General features: G+C 47.6%; 15 protein-coding genes. 3 read left to right on the top strand and 12 right to left on the bottom strand.

Features of this window, described 5'->3' with window-relative positions; translation table 11 throughout:
- Positions 1–840, bottom strand: an 840-nt coding sequence (locus GK108_RS30100) for a hypothetical protein (protein WP_163955310.1), incomplete at its 3' end; no start/stop codon positions are given.
- 336 nt (positions 841–1,176) lie between these two features.
- Here GK108_RS30100 and GK108_RS30105 point away from each other — a divergent pair.
- Positions 1,177–1,383 carry a hypothetical protein gene (locus tag GK108_RS30105; protein WP_163955311.1) on the top strand — a complete coding sequence of 69 codons (207 nt, stop codon included), beginning with the start codon at positions 1,177–1,179 and terminating at the stop codon, positions 1,381–1,383.
- Between the two features lie 4 nt (positions 1,384–1,387).
- Here GK108_RS30105 and GK108_RS30110 read toward each other — a convergent pair whose 3' ends face one another.
- Together GK108_RS30110 and GK108_RS30115 are read right to left on the bottom strand one after the other, a co-directional pair.
- Positions 1,388–1,879 carry a hypothetical protein gene (locus GK108_RS30110; protein ID WP_163955312.1) on the bottom strand — a complete coding sequence of 164 codons (492 nt, stop codon included), beginning with the start codon at positions 1,877–1,879 and terminating at the stop codon, positions 1,388–1,390.
- Positions 1,880–2,248: 369 nt separating this feature from the next.
- A complete protein-coding gene (locus GK108_RS30115) occupies positions 2,249–2,632 on the bottom strand; it encodes a hypothetical protein (RefSeq protein WP_163955313.1) in 384 nt (127 codons plus the stop codon).
- A 347-nt stretch (positions 2,633–2,979) separates the two neighbouring features.
- Between GK108_RS30115 and GK108_RS30120 the strand changes: the two genes are divergently transcribed.
- Positions 2,980–3,210, top strand: coding sequence for a hypothetical protein (locus GK108_RS30120; RefSeq protein WP_163955314.1), 231 nt, complete (start codon positions 2,980–2,982; stop codon positions 3,208–3,210).
- Here the strand turns inward: GK108_RS30120 and GK108_RS30125 are convergent.
- Positions 3,185–4,366: a tyrosine-type recombinase/integrase gene (locus tag GK108_RS30125; protein WP_163955315.1), complete on the bottom strand. Its 1,182-nt coding sequence runs from the start codon at positions 4,364–4,366 to the stop codon at positions 3,185–3,187. The two genes, GK108_RS30120 and GK108_RS30125, sit on opposite strands and share 26 nt — an antisense overlap.
- 294 nt (positions 4,367–4,660) lie before the next feature.
- Positions 4,661–6,184: an L-piperidine-6-carboxylate dehydrogenase gene (amaB, locus tag GK108_RS30130; RefSeq protein ID WP_163955316.1), complete on the bottom strand. Its 1,524-nt coding sequence runs from the start codon at positions 6,182–6,184 to the stop codon at positions 4,661–4,663.
- A 139-nt stretch (positions 6,185–6,323) separates the two neighbouring features.
- On the opposite strand from amaB, the gene GK108_RS30135 reads away from it, so the two are divergent.
- The gene (locus GK108_RS30135) at positions 6,324–7,364 is read left to right on the top strand and encodes a fasciclin domain-containing protein (protein ID WP_163955317.1); all 1,041 of its coding nucleotides are present in this window, start codon (positions 6,324–6,326) and stop codon (positions 7,362–7,364) included.
- 114 nt (positions 7,365–7,478) lie between these two features.
- Here GK108_RS30135 and GK108_RS30140 read toward each other — a convergent pair whose 3' ends face one another.
- The 7 genes from GK108_RS30140 to GK108_RS30170 form a co-directional block, all read right to left on the bottom strand.
- Positions 7,479–8,597, bottom strand: a complete 1,119-nt coding sequence (locus GK108_RS30140) for an ABC transporter permease (protein ID WP_163955318.1) — start codon at positions 8,595–8,597, stop codon at positions 7,479–7,481.
- A complete protein-coding gene (locus tag GK108_RS30145; RefSeq protein ID WP_163955319.1) occupies positions 8,594–9,700 on the bottom strand; it encodes an ABC transporter permease in 1,107 nt (368 codons plus the stop codon). Before GK108_RS30145 ends, GK108_RS30140 begins: the two co-directional genes overlap by 4 nt.
- Before the next feature lie 16 nt (positions 9,701–9,716).
- Positions 9,717–10,469, bottom strand: coding sequence for an ABC transporter ATP-binding protein (locus GK108_RS30150; RefSeq protein WP_163955320.1), 753 nt, complete (start codon positions 10,467–10,469; stop codon positions 9,717–9,719).
- Positions 10,466–11,395, bottom strand: coding sequence for an ABC transporter ATP-binding protein (locus tag GK108_RS30155; RefSeq protein WP_163955321.1), 930 nt, complete (start codon positions 11,393–11,395; stop codon positions 10,466–10,468). The genes GK108_RS30150 and GK108_RS30155 overlap by 4 nt, the downstream gene beginning before the upstream one ends.
- 6 nt (positions 11,396–11,401) lie before the next feature.
- Complete coding sequence (locus tag GK108_RS30160) at positions 11,402–12,364, bottom strand: HlyD family secretion protein (RefSeq protein ID WP_163955322.1); 963 nt, start codon at positions 12,362–12,364, stop codon at positions 11,402–11,404.
- 14 nt (positions 12,365–12,378) lie between these two features.
- Positions 12,379–13,665 (bottom strand): TolC family protein, encoded by a 1,287-nt coding sequence (locus GK108_RS30165; RefSeq protein ID WP_163955323.1) that lies wholly within the window; start codon positions 13,663–13,665, stop codon positions 12,379–12,381.
- Positions 13,666–13,726: 61 nt separating this feature from the next.
- Positions 13,727–14,338 carry a TetR/AcrR family transcriptional regulator gene (locus tag GK108_RS30170; RefSeq protein ID WP_163955324.1) on the bottom strand — a complete coding sequence of 204 codons (612 nt, stop codon included), beginning with the start codon at positions 14,336–14,338 and terminating at the stop codon, positions 13,727–13,729.
- Between the last annotated feature and the right edge of the window lie 115 nt (positions 14,339–14,453).

Raw genomic sequence — 14,453 nt, forward strand, 5'->3', positions numbered from 1 at the left:
AATCAGAAGGTTAGATTGATTAGAATAAATTTTCAAATTAATTTTAGTAAACTCTTTAGGACTGTGAAATTTGACAAAATCAGGCATATCAATTCTCTGCATGACTTCTCTCAAGAAAGCCAATGATTTATTTATTTCCTTTACAGTACACTCAGTAATTTTCGCAAAAATTTCAGGTGAAAAAGTAGCTAAAAAATGATAATCAAAAGTGCCTACATATTTGCTATCAGAAGTTAATTGTATAATTTTTTCAAATTCTTCAAGCAATCTGAATTTTTTACTTTTGTATTTATCTAACGAAATTACATTAATTTCTAAATCACCCACGTTTGAAATAATCAAATCAGATTTAAGATTCTTTAAGTAAGTGGGGGTTAATTGTGTATTACTAACAATCTTTGAAATTGGCAAAAAGTGAATCAAAAATTCGCCATCAGTAAAGACTTCTATATTAAATTCAAATGCCTTGAGAAGTTTGAAGGGTGGGAAATTCAAACCCTCAACTACAAAAGTGTTATAGTTTAAGAATTGCTTATAAAAAGAGGATAGGTTTCCCCTTAATAGATGGCCGACATAAGAAGAAATCTTAGTAGTATTAGCGTAAGGGGGTGTTATATAGACTGATTGCAAATGTTTGTATTGAGGGTTCGACTTCGCTTCAAGAGGTTGTAAGAGAGTAAAAGAGTCTTCTGTTACTTCGTACAAGTATTGATGCTCTAACCAGCTTATAAACTTATTACGTTTATCGGAATTACTCTTATAACCTTCCGAAAAAGCATATTTATGAGTTGAAATTTGGCTTAAAACTCCTGTTTTGCTTGTAATAAGAGGAACTTCCACAAACGCTCATTTTAACGCTGACAATAAACAACTAAAAGCAAGGTTGGGCTATTTATACTTATAACATTGTTGCCTGTGTTACCGAACCAGAAACTTCCGAAATACAGTGCATCCTTTGTCGCTATAGCACAACCCCGCAAGCCCAAACTTACTCAACGAGGGCAATCCTACTGTCAACCGCAACCCGGAAATGCAAGCCCCAAGTCTCCCGTCGAGACGTGCAACCTGTCACCGAGAACCTACCTAACGTATTTGGGCTAAGCTGTCGGGGCGTTCACTTTGTCACACGCAACCCGGAAATGGAGACCCAAAAACTTGACCGCTGGGATGGGCTGTGTGTCGCACGAAGCCCGCCCCGAAAGCATTTTTTGGACCTTCCACCCAACACCAACGGGTGTTGATGGTGGGCGCGAAACCCGACTGAACAAACGTAGCGCTGACCTTTACACACCCGTTTTTGTTGGGCTGAATACCTGCCTTCGGGACGTGCTACCTGTCGCCCGAAACCTGCCTACGCGGAGCGAAAAACCCTTATTATTTTGACTTCTTAAACACCACTGGCAGGCGGAGAGATTAATAGGTTTTCCAACTTACTGCCATTATCTAAAGCATGACTAATCACTTTCATCTCAGCACTGTTAACTAAAATTTTCAGTACGTCTTCATTGGACATGATGGGTAAACGTTCTTGCAAGACCGTTACAATTTGGCGGTACACAGCAATACTGTTTAGTTTAATCTCCTTGCCTTTGCCCTTACCATTGACTTTCAAATAAGTATCGGACAACTTGACAGGCTGATGTTTGAGCCACTCCCGTGTCAAAGCCACAGGAAGAAACACATAAATTTGGTCAGTCACTTTTTCTTCACCAACGTATTCACGAATAGCGTCGTAAACAAACTCTTCATCTTCAACCTCACTGCCTTCAATATATTTATCAATGGCAAAGTAGATGGCTGCTGAATAATCCCGTGTATCTTCTGGGGCTTGCTTTTTGAACAGGCCAAATAATTTTTGAACCATGCGATATGTTGCCAAAATCTAATTTACTCAGGCGTTTGACATGTCAGCTGAACGTAACTAAGCAAATTTAAACCCACCAAACGGGGCGTTTAGCCTGTCAACCGGAACGCCGAAATGAAATCAAAGCTTAAAACTTACCCTTTTGGGACGTTCCCACTGTCGAACACAACCCGACAAACACGCTTTCTTATACTTTGACTCGCCACCCAACACCAACGGGTGTTGATGGTGGATGACGCTACGTCCCTAAACAGGATCAACCCGCAACCTTTACACACCCGTTTGGTTGGGCTGCCAAGCTTCACCTCGGGACGTGACCCCTGTCACCAAGAAACTGCCCTGTGCAGAGCGGTCAACGACGCTTGGCTAACTATTCAGTAAAATTCACTCAGGAACTTTGTCCCATCCAGCAGCTGGAATTATAGCCACCCAAGCTGGTACCTCCTTATCAGTCACAATTTCTGATAAACTGGGATATTTGCACGAAAAACGAACGTAACGCCTATACGCCATCAGATTGCGCTCCCTTTGTTCATCAACTCTACCCTTCAGGCTACAGCTTGCCTCATACTTTTCTCCGTTAACCTTGTAGCGAAAATTTAATGAATGGCCCGTTTTATAGCTTCCTGAAACGCCATAGGGAAAAGCAACCGTTACCCTATGGCAACCTGTCAGCATAATTTTTTTGTAAATCTGTTTGCCTGTTACAAAGATTAGCGCACCTATTATCAAGTACATTACCCATCTACCAGAATCTACTTTTTTCATCCTAAAGTTTTCGTAATCGGGGCGTTTCTGCTGTCGCACACTACGTGGCAAACGCACTTTTGACTACCCCAACTGGGGCGATTCTCGTGTCGACGGAAGCTGGCTAACGAGCCACAAAATAGACTGCTGAGACGGTCCCCTTGTCGCACCGAAGCCCACCGCTACGTTATTGGCTGTTCTATCCACCCAACATAATAAAGTACGCAAAGTCGCGGAACTAAAAGTAGCTGATAATCAACAAGAAGCAGTTCCGTGTTTTGCATATACGTATCTTTGCTAGACCCTTGCGAAATAAATCAATATTTGTAACTTTTTCAACTAAAAGTATTGAATTGACTAAGCGGTATATGCCGCTCTCGGTATGCCGGATTTGGGATATTGAGGGCTATCCGAATTACTTCTTTGATGCCGACGGACAACTCTACCGGATTACCCCACGGGGCGATATAAAACCAGGACGTCGAACCGTTAAACGGTATACACAAGGCTATGTGTTGAAAAGTAGATTTTACAGTCTTTCTCAACTCCGACTAATGCTACGTCGACATGACCCTACAGATCATCCAACGGGCTTTTAAGCTCGCTGATTTTATGGGCCGTTACGTGTGTATATCGCATAGTGGTCAGGATACTTTCGTGCCCGAGCAATTCCTGTATATACCGAATATCGGTTCCTGATTCGAGCAGATGTGTCGCAAACGAGTGTCGAAGCGAATGAATGCCTCCCCGTTTCCGAATTCCTGCCGAGTGAATAGCAGTACTGTAGACCAATTGAATCGTACGAGTAGCGATAGGTTCGTGAGTCTCGGGATTTTCGAACAAAAATAGGTTGGGTTTATATGCCTTCAGATAGTCGGTCAGCATGGCCTCGATTTTTTCGGTCAGCATAACCACCCGATCTTTCTTTCCCTTTCCCCCACGTACCGTAATAAGTCGTCGGACGCGGTCAAGGTCAGCCAGCCGAAGATGAGCCACCTCGCTCAGCCGCAAACCCGTTGCATAAACCAGTTTGAAAAGTGTTCGGTATTTCAGACTGGTGGTGGCACTAAAAATAGCTTTTATTTCATCAACACTATATACCGTAGGCAATTTCCGGGCCTGCCGCGGATAAGCAATGTCATAAAACTCCTTTTCCCGCTGTAATACTTTTTCCTGATAAAACTTCCAGGCATTGATATGCACATTGATAGTTGCGCTACTCAGCCGTTTCCTGTCAATCAGAAACAGTAAGTAGCTCTGGTATTCCTGCCTGGTCAGTTTATCAAGCGGCCCATTGCCTACATAACGTAGCAACGCAATCATAGCCTGCCGGTAATTGCGGATTGTTTTATAACTGTATTGCAACAGGCGCATCGCATTAGTCAGCGATTCAATGACCGGATGCCTATCAAACTCGCGTAACGGTGGCGAATATCGAAACGAAAGTCGGGCGATTGTCTGCGCACGCTTGCGCAAGGGCGGCCACGGCGGATTAGTGGCCAGTTCGATTTCGGCAATAGTAACGTCAGGTTTGTATAAACGGACCACAGCTTCATCGAAACGGCAATAGTCCCGGCCAAATAATTGCCCAATCCGAACAATACTGTCGCGCGTGTTTGGTACTACCCAGCACCGACGCGTATAACTCCACCGGCGCCCCCACACGCTACGTATGGCTTCATTACCAACCGGGTCCTGTGCAAACGAAACGGTTAGCAGCGTCGAGTCTTTTTCGTCAATACGTATCGTGATCATACACGATAAGACTACGTAACGACTAAAAAGTCTCTTTTCGACAGGATTAATACGAGCGATTAATACTTAGAAGCCGTTTAAACTTTTCATTTTACAGGAAATTTCATGCGTTATGTTGTCATTCCGACCGGTCCGCCGGTGCGGCAGAGGAATCTCAGAGCCCCATATCAGTCAAACTTGAGATTCCTCCTGCCGCACCGGCGGACCGGTCGGAATGACAAAAATTTTATCAAAGCAAAAGCTTAAACAGCCTCTTTAATAATCCTGACAATCTTGTTAATCCTGTCCAAAAAACTAAAGCTCGAACGTAATGCCCTGTGCCAGCGGCAAGGCCGTTCCGTAATTAACCGTATTGGTTTGTCGGCGCATGTAGGCTTTCCAGGCATCGGAGCCGGACTCACGGCCACCACCCGTTTCTTTTTCTCCGCCGAAAGCCCCACCAATTTCGGCGCCCGACGTACCGATGTTCACGTTGGCAATCCCGCAATCGGAACCAGAAACGGCCAGAAACCGCTCAGCTTCACGCATATTTAACGTGAAGATAGCCGACGAAAGACCTTGGGGCACGCCGTTTTGCTGCGCGATAGCGTCATCCAGCGTCGTGTATTTAAGCAGATACAAAATAGGCGCAAAGGTTTCCCGCTGAACTATAGCCCAGTGGTTTTCAGCTTCTGCAATGCAGGGTCGGACGTAGCAGCCCGACTCGAAACCGAGTCCATCCACAACACCGGGTTCAACGACGAACCGCCCGCCCGACTCCCGAATGTCATTCACGGCCAGTTGATAATTGTGTACCGCCTGCTGATCGATTAACGGACCAACGTGAAACGATTCGTCTAACGGGCTGCCTATACGTAGCTGCGCATAGGCGTTCTTAAGTCGATTTTTTACGTCATCATAAATGGTCTCCTGCACAATCAGTCGGCGGGTGGTCGTACACCGTTGCCCCGCTGTTCCAACGGCTCCAAATACAATCGCCGGAATAGCCAGATCAAGATCGGCATGCTCCGACACAATAATAGCGTTGTTGCCGCCTAATTCTAACAGATATTTCCCCAATCGTCCGGCGACGGCTTCGGCCACAGCCTTTCCCATGCGTGTGCTGCCGGTAGCCGATACGAGCGCAACCCGTGGATCATTCGCCAGCCATTCGCCAGCATCACGTCCACCCGTAACCAGACACGATACGCCCTCTGGAACGTTGTTGTTACGTAGCACCTCACCAATAATCTGCTGACAGGCCAGGGCCGTGAGTGGTGTTTTTTCCGAAGGTTTCCAGACGCAGACATCGCCACATACCCAGGCCAGCATGGCATTCCACGACCAAACGGCTACGGGAAAATTAAAGGCCGAAATAATGCCCACTACACCCAATGGATGCCACTGCTCGAACATCCGGTGAGCGGGTCGTTCGGAGTGCATCGACAAACCATACAACTGCCGCGATTGGCCCACGGCAAAATCACAGATGTCGATAATTTCCTGCACTTCGCCCAGTCCTTCCTGAAGTGACTTGCCCATTTCATAACTAACTAACGTGCCCAGCTCTCGTTTATACCGGCGGAACTGTTCGCCCATTTGCCGAACAATTTCGCCCCGACGCGGAGCCGGAACCTGACGCCATTCCAGAAAAGCGGCCTTCGCCGTGTCAATAACACGATCATAATCAGCGCGTGTTGATACGTGTACTCGAGCAATTAACTGCCCGTCGGCTGGCGAATATGAATCGATTGTTTTGTCCGACGATTGCCAGAACTGCTGTCCTGTGCTGGTTCCGGGTTTTACGGGCTGTGTTGGTAGGGGAAGAATCGACTGCATAACGATCAGTACTCAATAGGTTGATGTGATGGCAAATCTATCGGCCATCCTGTAAACAACGAATATATGACAGTAAACTTTTTACGCGCAAAAGGGTTGAAAACATAGTAATAAACTAGCTCAACAAAGACACAACGTTATGAAAATCAACCAAACCCTAAGCTTGCTGACACTCGGAGCAGTGTTGGCAACGGGAGCTGCCTGGGCACAGACAACACCCACCGGTACGGCCACGTCAACAACCTATCCTACTGGCGCTATAGCCCCTGATTCTACGCCTGCTTCGGCCCGGAGCCAACGGAAAGCGATGAAACAGAATCGAAAAGCGATGCAGCAAAATGCCCGCCAGAATCCGGGAACGTCAACGAGCGTACAGGACGGTCAATATCGGCAGAGTTCGAGCAGTGATGGAACGGCCATCAACAATAGCAACACCACAAATTATAATAGCAACAACGTAACCAATGCTCCTACGGGCGCGGGTAGTAACCCCACAACAGCGGTTCCAACACCCGCCGATCAGGTAAGCAATGGTCAGAACAATTCGGCGGCTCGTAGTTCGGTCAGCAGTGAAGGCAGTAGCTACTCGCCCAATACGAACGCAACGCCATCCGGAACCAGTGTCAGTACGTCGGGAACGGGCGAGGCTGTTTCGGGAGCGCGTTCCAGCGAAATGCCAGCCGTGAAAGCCGGTAGCACGAATCGTAGCGCCAGCGTCGGTGATTTTATTTCGTCATCGCCCAATTTCACTACGTTACAGAATGCACTGCAAACATCCGAACTAGACGAAACGCTAAAAGGCACAGGTCCTTACACGGTTTTTGCCCCATCAAACAATGCGTTCAAAAAAATACCAGCCAGTGCCCAGAATGGCCTGCTGGAAGGCAATAACCGCGATGCGCTGAAGCAGCTTCTCTCCTACCACGTTGTTCGTGGCGAGGTAGACGTAGCAGAATTGAAACGTCGAATTAAAGAAGGCAACGGCAAAGCAGAACTGCAAACACTGGCAGGTAGTACGTTGCTGGCTAAAACAGGCCCAAACGGCAGCATTGAACTAACCGACGATCAGGGCCATTCTGCTCAAATTGATGCAGGTGATAACTACAAATCGGCCAACGGTGTCGTACACGGCATTAACGTCGTGCTGATGCCAAAAGCAGGAGGCAGCATGTTTAAGTAAACGACTCAGGTTTTTTGTTTAGGAACCCCAACACCTAAAGGTATTTAATCACTTGTCGATTAAGTCCCTTTAGGTGTTGGGGTTTTTGCTTTTATCGGAAGGGCTGGGTGGCCGTTAACTCGTTTTCCGATAATTCAGTATAGCCCATCCATTCAGGACGATGGCAAAGCCCACTTCATACAGCAGTTGGCGCGAAATATCGGCGAAACCACTTCCTTTCAACACAATCATCCGGACTACGTCGATAAAATGAGTAACGGGAGTCATATACGCAATGGCTCTGGCCCAGGGCGGCATACTATCTACAGACGTGAACAAACCGCTCATGAGAATAAAAATCATGATGAAGAAGAACGCGACAAACATGGCCTGAACCTGCGTATCGCTATAGGTAGAAATCAACAGGCCAAACCCCAGTAGCGCGATCATGTACACACCCGCAAACGTATACAACGTAACAAGACTTCCGACGGGAATAATGCCATAAACAAACCGGGCAATGGCCAGGCCAATGGTGAAAATGAGCATACCCAATACCCAGAACGGAATCATCTTGCCCAGAATAAACTGCCATTTTTTGATGGGCGTTACGTTAATCTGCTCAATTGTCCCGATTTCTTTCTCCCGCACGATGTTCAGCGCCGACAGAAACCCGCCTACCAGCGTCAGCAACAGCACCAGAATACCGGGCACCATAAAGAAATAATACTCGCCCAGCGGATTGAACCAGTTCGACGACGTAACGTCAATAACGGTCATGTCGTTGAATCGGCCGGGCTGTATCCATTGCAATCGAATGTCGTTGTTAAAATCGCCAATAATCCGGCTCAAATACGCTCCTCCGATTGTTGCTTTGGTGCCATTGATGGCATCGACGGCCAGCGATAGTTTTTGCGAGCCTTCGCGCACCAGATTCCGTTCGAAACCGGCCGGGATTTCCATGATCAGATCGGCTTCGTTATCCTCCACGCTACGTAGCGCCTGTTTAAACGACGGGCTGGCATCAACAATACGAAAATAACCCGATGAGCTGACTTTCGTAATTAGCCGCTGAGAATACGTACTATGATCGTTATCGACAACCGCCAGATTCACGTTCTTCACATCAAAATTGGCGGCCTGCGGCATAATGATCAGTTGGATGGTTGGCATCAAAAAGATCATTGCCAGAATACTCTTGTCCCGGAAAATTTGCCGGAATTCCTTACGCAGCAGAAACTTCAGGATTCTCATGCCAGCCGGATTTTAAAATTCTTCAGACTTATTCCCAACAGCGCCAGCGTCATGCCCATCAGGATGAGCGTTTCTTTCCAAACCGCCCCAAGTCCTAATCCTTTCAGCATAATGGCCTTTACAATCAGGTAGTACCAGCGCGACGGAACTACGTTTGCTATAATTTGAAGCGGCACTGGCATGTTTTCGAGCGGAAAAATAAAGCCCGTAAACAGAATGGTTGGCAGCATCATGCCCATCATGGATACCAGCATGGCGACCTGCTGCGACGACGTTACGTTCGAGATCATCAGACCCAGCGATAGACAACAGATGATAAACAACGTACTTTCGGCAAACAACAACGACACACTCCCGCGAATGGGCATGTGGAGCACAAAAACGGCCAGCACCAGAATCAGTACAAAATCCAGCAGCGACAATACCAGATAAGGCACGGCTTTCGCAATCAATACCAGAATGGGCTGAAAAGGTGATACCAGCAGCACTTCCATCGTTCCTAACTCTTTCTCCCGCACAATCGAAACAGACGTCAACGTCGTACAAACGATCATCAGAATTAATGCCAGCACACCCGGAATAAAATTCAGCGAGCCGTTCATATCGGGGTTGTACAGCATTCGCATTTCAGTAACGATCTGATACGGCACCCTGGCATTTTGGTTCATCTCCTGTTGATAATCGCCAACAATCCGGGTCAGATAATTCGTGATGGTGGTGGCCGTATTGGGGTCCGACGCGTCGGTAATGATCTGAATCTGCGCTTTCTTGACGTGCTGCAAATCGTCGTAGAAATCCGTTGGAAACACCAGAGCCGCTTTTATTTTTCCTTTCAGAAAAGCACGCTCCATATCGCCATAACTCATTGTCGATTGCTGTATGGTAAAATAAGTGCTGGATTGAATCTTTCCAACGATCTGCTGCGACGCTACGTCCTTCGAAAAATCGACAATGGCCAGACTGATGTTTTTAACCTCGCTACTTAACGCATAACCAAACAACATAATCTGCGCCGTAGGCAGCCCAAACAGAATCAATAACGTACGCCGATCCCGGAAGACGTGATAAAACTCTTTTCGTATAAATACCACTAGTTGTTTCATGACGGTAACTGCTACGTTAGTCGGCCGAGCGTTTTGCCCCGCGCGCCAACTGGTAAAAAACATCGTCCATCGAATCGGTATTGAACTGGCGCTTCAGGTTTCCCGGCGAATCCAGCGCTTCGACTTTCCCATCGACCATAATCGAAATGCGGTTACAGTACTCGGCTTCGTCCATGTAGTGTGTGGTCACAAAAATGGTAATGCCCCGGTCGGCGGCCGCGTAAATCAAATCCCAGAATTGCCGACGCGTAACCGGATCGACACCACCCGTTGGTTCGTCCAGGAATACGATTCGGGGCTCGTGAATAATCGCGACCGAAAACGCGAGTTTCTGTTTCCAGCCGAGCGGCAGGCTACCCACCAGTTTCCTGGCTTCTGGCCCAAGCCCCAACGTACTGACCAGTTCATCGCTTTTCAGCTTCAGCTCTTTATCAGAAAGTCCGTAGATGCCGCCAAAAAATTCGATGTTTTCCAGAACCGTCAGATTCTCATACAGCGAGAATTTCTGGCTCATATAGCCAATCGTTTTCTTAATCGATTCCTGCTGTTTGTAGACATCAAAACTAGCTACGCTGGCCTGGCCAGAAGTTGGGTACGACAACCCGCAGAGCATGCGCATAGCCGTCGTTTTTCCGGCTCCATTGGCCCCCAGAAAGCCAAAAATTTCGCCAGCCTCCACGTCGAACGTGATTTTATTGACAGCCACAAAATCACCGAACTGTTTGGTCAGTTCGCGGCATGAAATGGCTTTTTCCTGTGTTTGATTCATGAGCTGGTGTCTTTCGTCATGAGCTGAATAAACCGATCTTCAATAGTTGGCGTAATGGCGGTTACGGCTACGTTTGTATGCCCTTTCTGTTGCAGATACTGAGTCAACTGTTGCTGATTCTGTTCATTATCATCCCGAAACGTTACGTGGATGGTATCGCCAAACGCATAACTGCTACGTACTGGATCGAACTGCCGGATTTCGGTTAGCGCGTGTGGAATGGAATCGGCCCTGGCGGCAAACAACTGACCGGCATAAGCGTTCACAATGTTTTGGGGTGTATCGACCGACAAGAGTTGCCCCGTCTGAATCAGGGCGATACGTTCGCAGAGAACGGCTTCATCCATATAGGGCGTCGATACCAGAATGGTAATACCCTGTTGTTTCAGCCGCTTCAACATGGCCCAGAATTCCCGTCTCGACACAACGTCGACGCCCGTGGTTGGTTCATCCAGAAACAACACCGTCGGTTTATGAATGAGCGCACAGCACAACGCTAATTTCTGCTTCATGCCGCCCGACAGTTTACCCGCCCGACGCGTTTTAAACGGCTCGATCTGTTCGTAAATGTCTTTGATGAGATCGTAATTCTCCCGAATAGTTGTTCCAAACAACGTAGCAAAAAATGTCAGATTCTCTTCGACCGTTAAATCCTGATAGAGCGAGAAGCGGCCCGGCATATAGCCAACCGTTTTCCGAATAGCCCGGTAGTCCTTCACTACGTCATAGCCATCGACCGTAGCGGTACCGTTGTCGGCCAGTAGTACCGTTGTCAGGATACGGAACAACGTCGACTTTCCGGCTCCGTCGGGGCCAATGAGCCCAAATAACTCACCCGGCTCTACCGACAGGGAAACGTCATCGACAGCCAGGACTTTTCCTTCGTCGTAGGTTTTTGTTACGTTCGTTAGCGTTACAGCGCCCATAACGGATCAGTTTGTCTGGGGTTTTTGCGTCTTCAGCAGCACTTCGCCATACATACCAATTTTCAGAAAACCGTCGTTTTTCACGCGAATCTTGGTTGCATACACCAGATTAGCCCGTTCGTTTTTAGTCTGAATGGTTTTGGGCGTAAATTCTGATTTGCTCGAAATCCAGGATATAGTACCGGGATAGTCGGTAAAGCCCTTCTCCCCGTTATCGATCCGTACCGTAACAGCCTGATTGATTTTAACCTGCGGCAACTGATCGCCGGTGATATAAGCCCGCAGCAGTAACGTATCGGTATTGGCAATCCGGTAGAGTGGCTTGCCAATCGTAGCCATTTCGCCCGCAAAAGCGTATTTAGTCAACACGGTGCCTGTTACGGGATTAACAATCTGGCCTTTCTGCACCTGCACGCCATACTGCTCGGCCGCTTTAGCGAGTGAACCCTGCTCGCTCAATGCGCCCCGATTCTGCGATGCATTATTGGTTTCGGCAACCCGAATCTGCTGCCGCGTTACGTCCAGTTGCTTTTGCAACTGATCGATCTGGGCGTTCAGATCATCGAGTTGTTTCTGCGTTGCGGCATCGGCCCGAATCAGATTCTCGGTCCGTGCCCGCTCATGAAAAAGTTGTTTTAGCTGTGCTTCCTGCACAATCAGATGGCGCTTCGTTAACTCAACCTGCGGCCGTACGCTGGTGGTACGTTCCCGCAGGGCCTGCATCGATGCCCGAACCTGCTCCTGCTGAAGCCGGGACGTTGTTACGTCAATTTGCCCGACTGTAGCGCCCGCCTTCAGCAGGTCGCCTTCGTTGAGTGAAAATGCCAAAATCTGGCCGGTTTGCTGCGCCGATACGATAACTTCATCGGCTTCAAAGTTGCCAGAGGCATCATAGTCTGGCTCGTTTTTCTGGCACGAAAACAGCGCCGAAAAAGCAGCTATGGATAGAATAGTGATATAGGCTTTCATGGGACAGGATCGGGTTAATTTCCAGACGTATTGTTATGCGTATACTGAGCCTGAAGCCATTGAATCTGATGAAGCAGCAGATTTTGGCGGGCTTCGTTCTCGGCATTCACCTTATTGATGTATTCGTGCGACGTAATGACGCCATTCTGTAGCTGTGCGTTAGCCGAGTTTTTGACCGACGCCCGTAAGTCGACGATCTCATTATCCTGCGTAATCAATTCCTGATATTTCTGCACCTCAACGCGCTGCTGCGTGAGCGACAGATTGGTATTGAACAGAAATGTTTCGCGTTGTACATCGATTGATTGACGGCTGATGGCCAGCAACTGCACATCGTTTTTGCGGGTGGTATATAAACTACTCAAAGCCCAGTTAAACCGAACACCGCCAATCCAGAAAAAGTCGAACGAATTATTCAGAATATTGAACGTTGGCCGCCCATAGTTTTCCTGAAAAAACGCACTGACTTTAGGACGATAGGCCACTCGTAGTTGCTTTTCCTGTATATCAACGATACGTTTCTGACTTTCATAAAGGCTGAGTTCGGGGCGGTTGATTTGGGAAGACAACGTAACGGGTTGTGGCTTGATGAATACTGTGTTATCGTCCAGCGGCTGATTAATCAGCGCTCCCAGCATCGTTACGTAGGCCCGACGAGCGGCTTTCAATTCCGTTGCCAGTTGGTCGGCTCTGATCAATTCAGCTTTCAGTTCGTTGAGGCTACTCCGAAAAGCCGTTCCGTTAGTTAACGCTCCCTGCATTTTGTCGGCCCCGCTCTGAATATCGGCTTTCCGAAGATTAGCTAGTTTGAGCTGTTCATCAATCAGCGCAACGCCAAAAAATAATTGATTGACCCGACCCCGAAGCGCGTAAAGACTGACTTCCAGGCTCTGCTCCTGGGTATCGGCATCGGTGCGCCGGGCTTCCTGCGCGTAGTGAATGGCTCCGCCATCATAAATCACCTGATCGATCTGCCCCGTAATTTTATATTGATCTTTGCTGATTTTAGGCAACGTAACAGTAGGCGGAACAATCGCCCCAAGCCCCGTTTCCGAAAAATCGACAGTTTGGTTCTGATACGTTGCCTGCCCCGATACACTCAACTGCGGCAAATAGCCTTTAGCCGCATTCGCAACGGAAAAATCGCGGGTTTTCTGAATTAACGACCGTTGTTTAATCAACGGATAGTTTTGCCGGGCCAGCGTATAGCAGTCTTCCAGCGCCAAGGACTGAACCGTTTGCGCCCAAACGCTGATCGGCGTTACCAGTAGAATAAATAGCCTGATAAGGAGCGGTTTCATAGATACATATGCGACTTAAAATTTATTTTTAAAAACTTTTTTAATTGGATAGTAAAAAAATTTAGCCAGCCTTTATCATAGACATCACCCACCTAGGAATCAATAGCTTCCGCTCCTGCATGAGTCCATAAAACTCAGTAATTTCCTGCCTGGAAATAACCTGAACAAGTGGCCGGGCGATAAACGGCATAACCACAAGACTCATTAAGCTCATCAAAATCTGCATAGGATGCATCGGCGCATTATTGGTCGCCAGCTCGGCTCGCAGTTGTTGAAAAAAATAGGAATGCATCACCTGATTTCTGCCGATAATATCCACCAGTTTCTCCGGATTGGCGGTTACTTCCCGAAACACAAACAGAGGCAGTTCGGGCTGGCCCGTAAACAGATCGATATAGAACGTAACGATTTTCTCTATTTTCGCCTGAAGAGACGTAGCTGGGTCCATCATGATCTGTTTGATGGAACCCGCAATCATCTGGACATTTTCGGCCATGATGATGTCGAACAGTTTTTCCTTGCTCCGAAAGTAGTAATTGAGCAACGCAATGTTCATCCCGGCTTCGTCCGCAATGTCCTTCACACGCGTAGCGGCATAGCCTTTCTGCATAAACATCTTACGTGCTACTTCCTTGATCCGCTCCTCGGTTGAACTATCAATTGAACCCTCCATACTTTTTCCGTTCCTCGTGCTTTGTTATCCCAGACACCAAGACGCTGTCTGAGACACTATACAGTGTCCAAGCGTATAAGTTTTACAGGGCAAAGATTACGGTTAAAAATTATTT

It is taken from the genome of Spirosoma terrae (assembly GCF_010435915.1).
Classification (GTDB): Bacteria; Bacteroidota; Bacteroidia; order Cytophagales; family Spirosomataceae; genus Spirosoma; species Spirosoma terrae.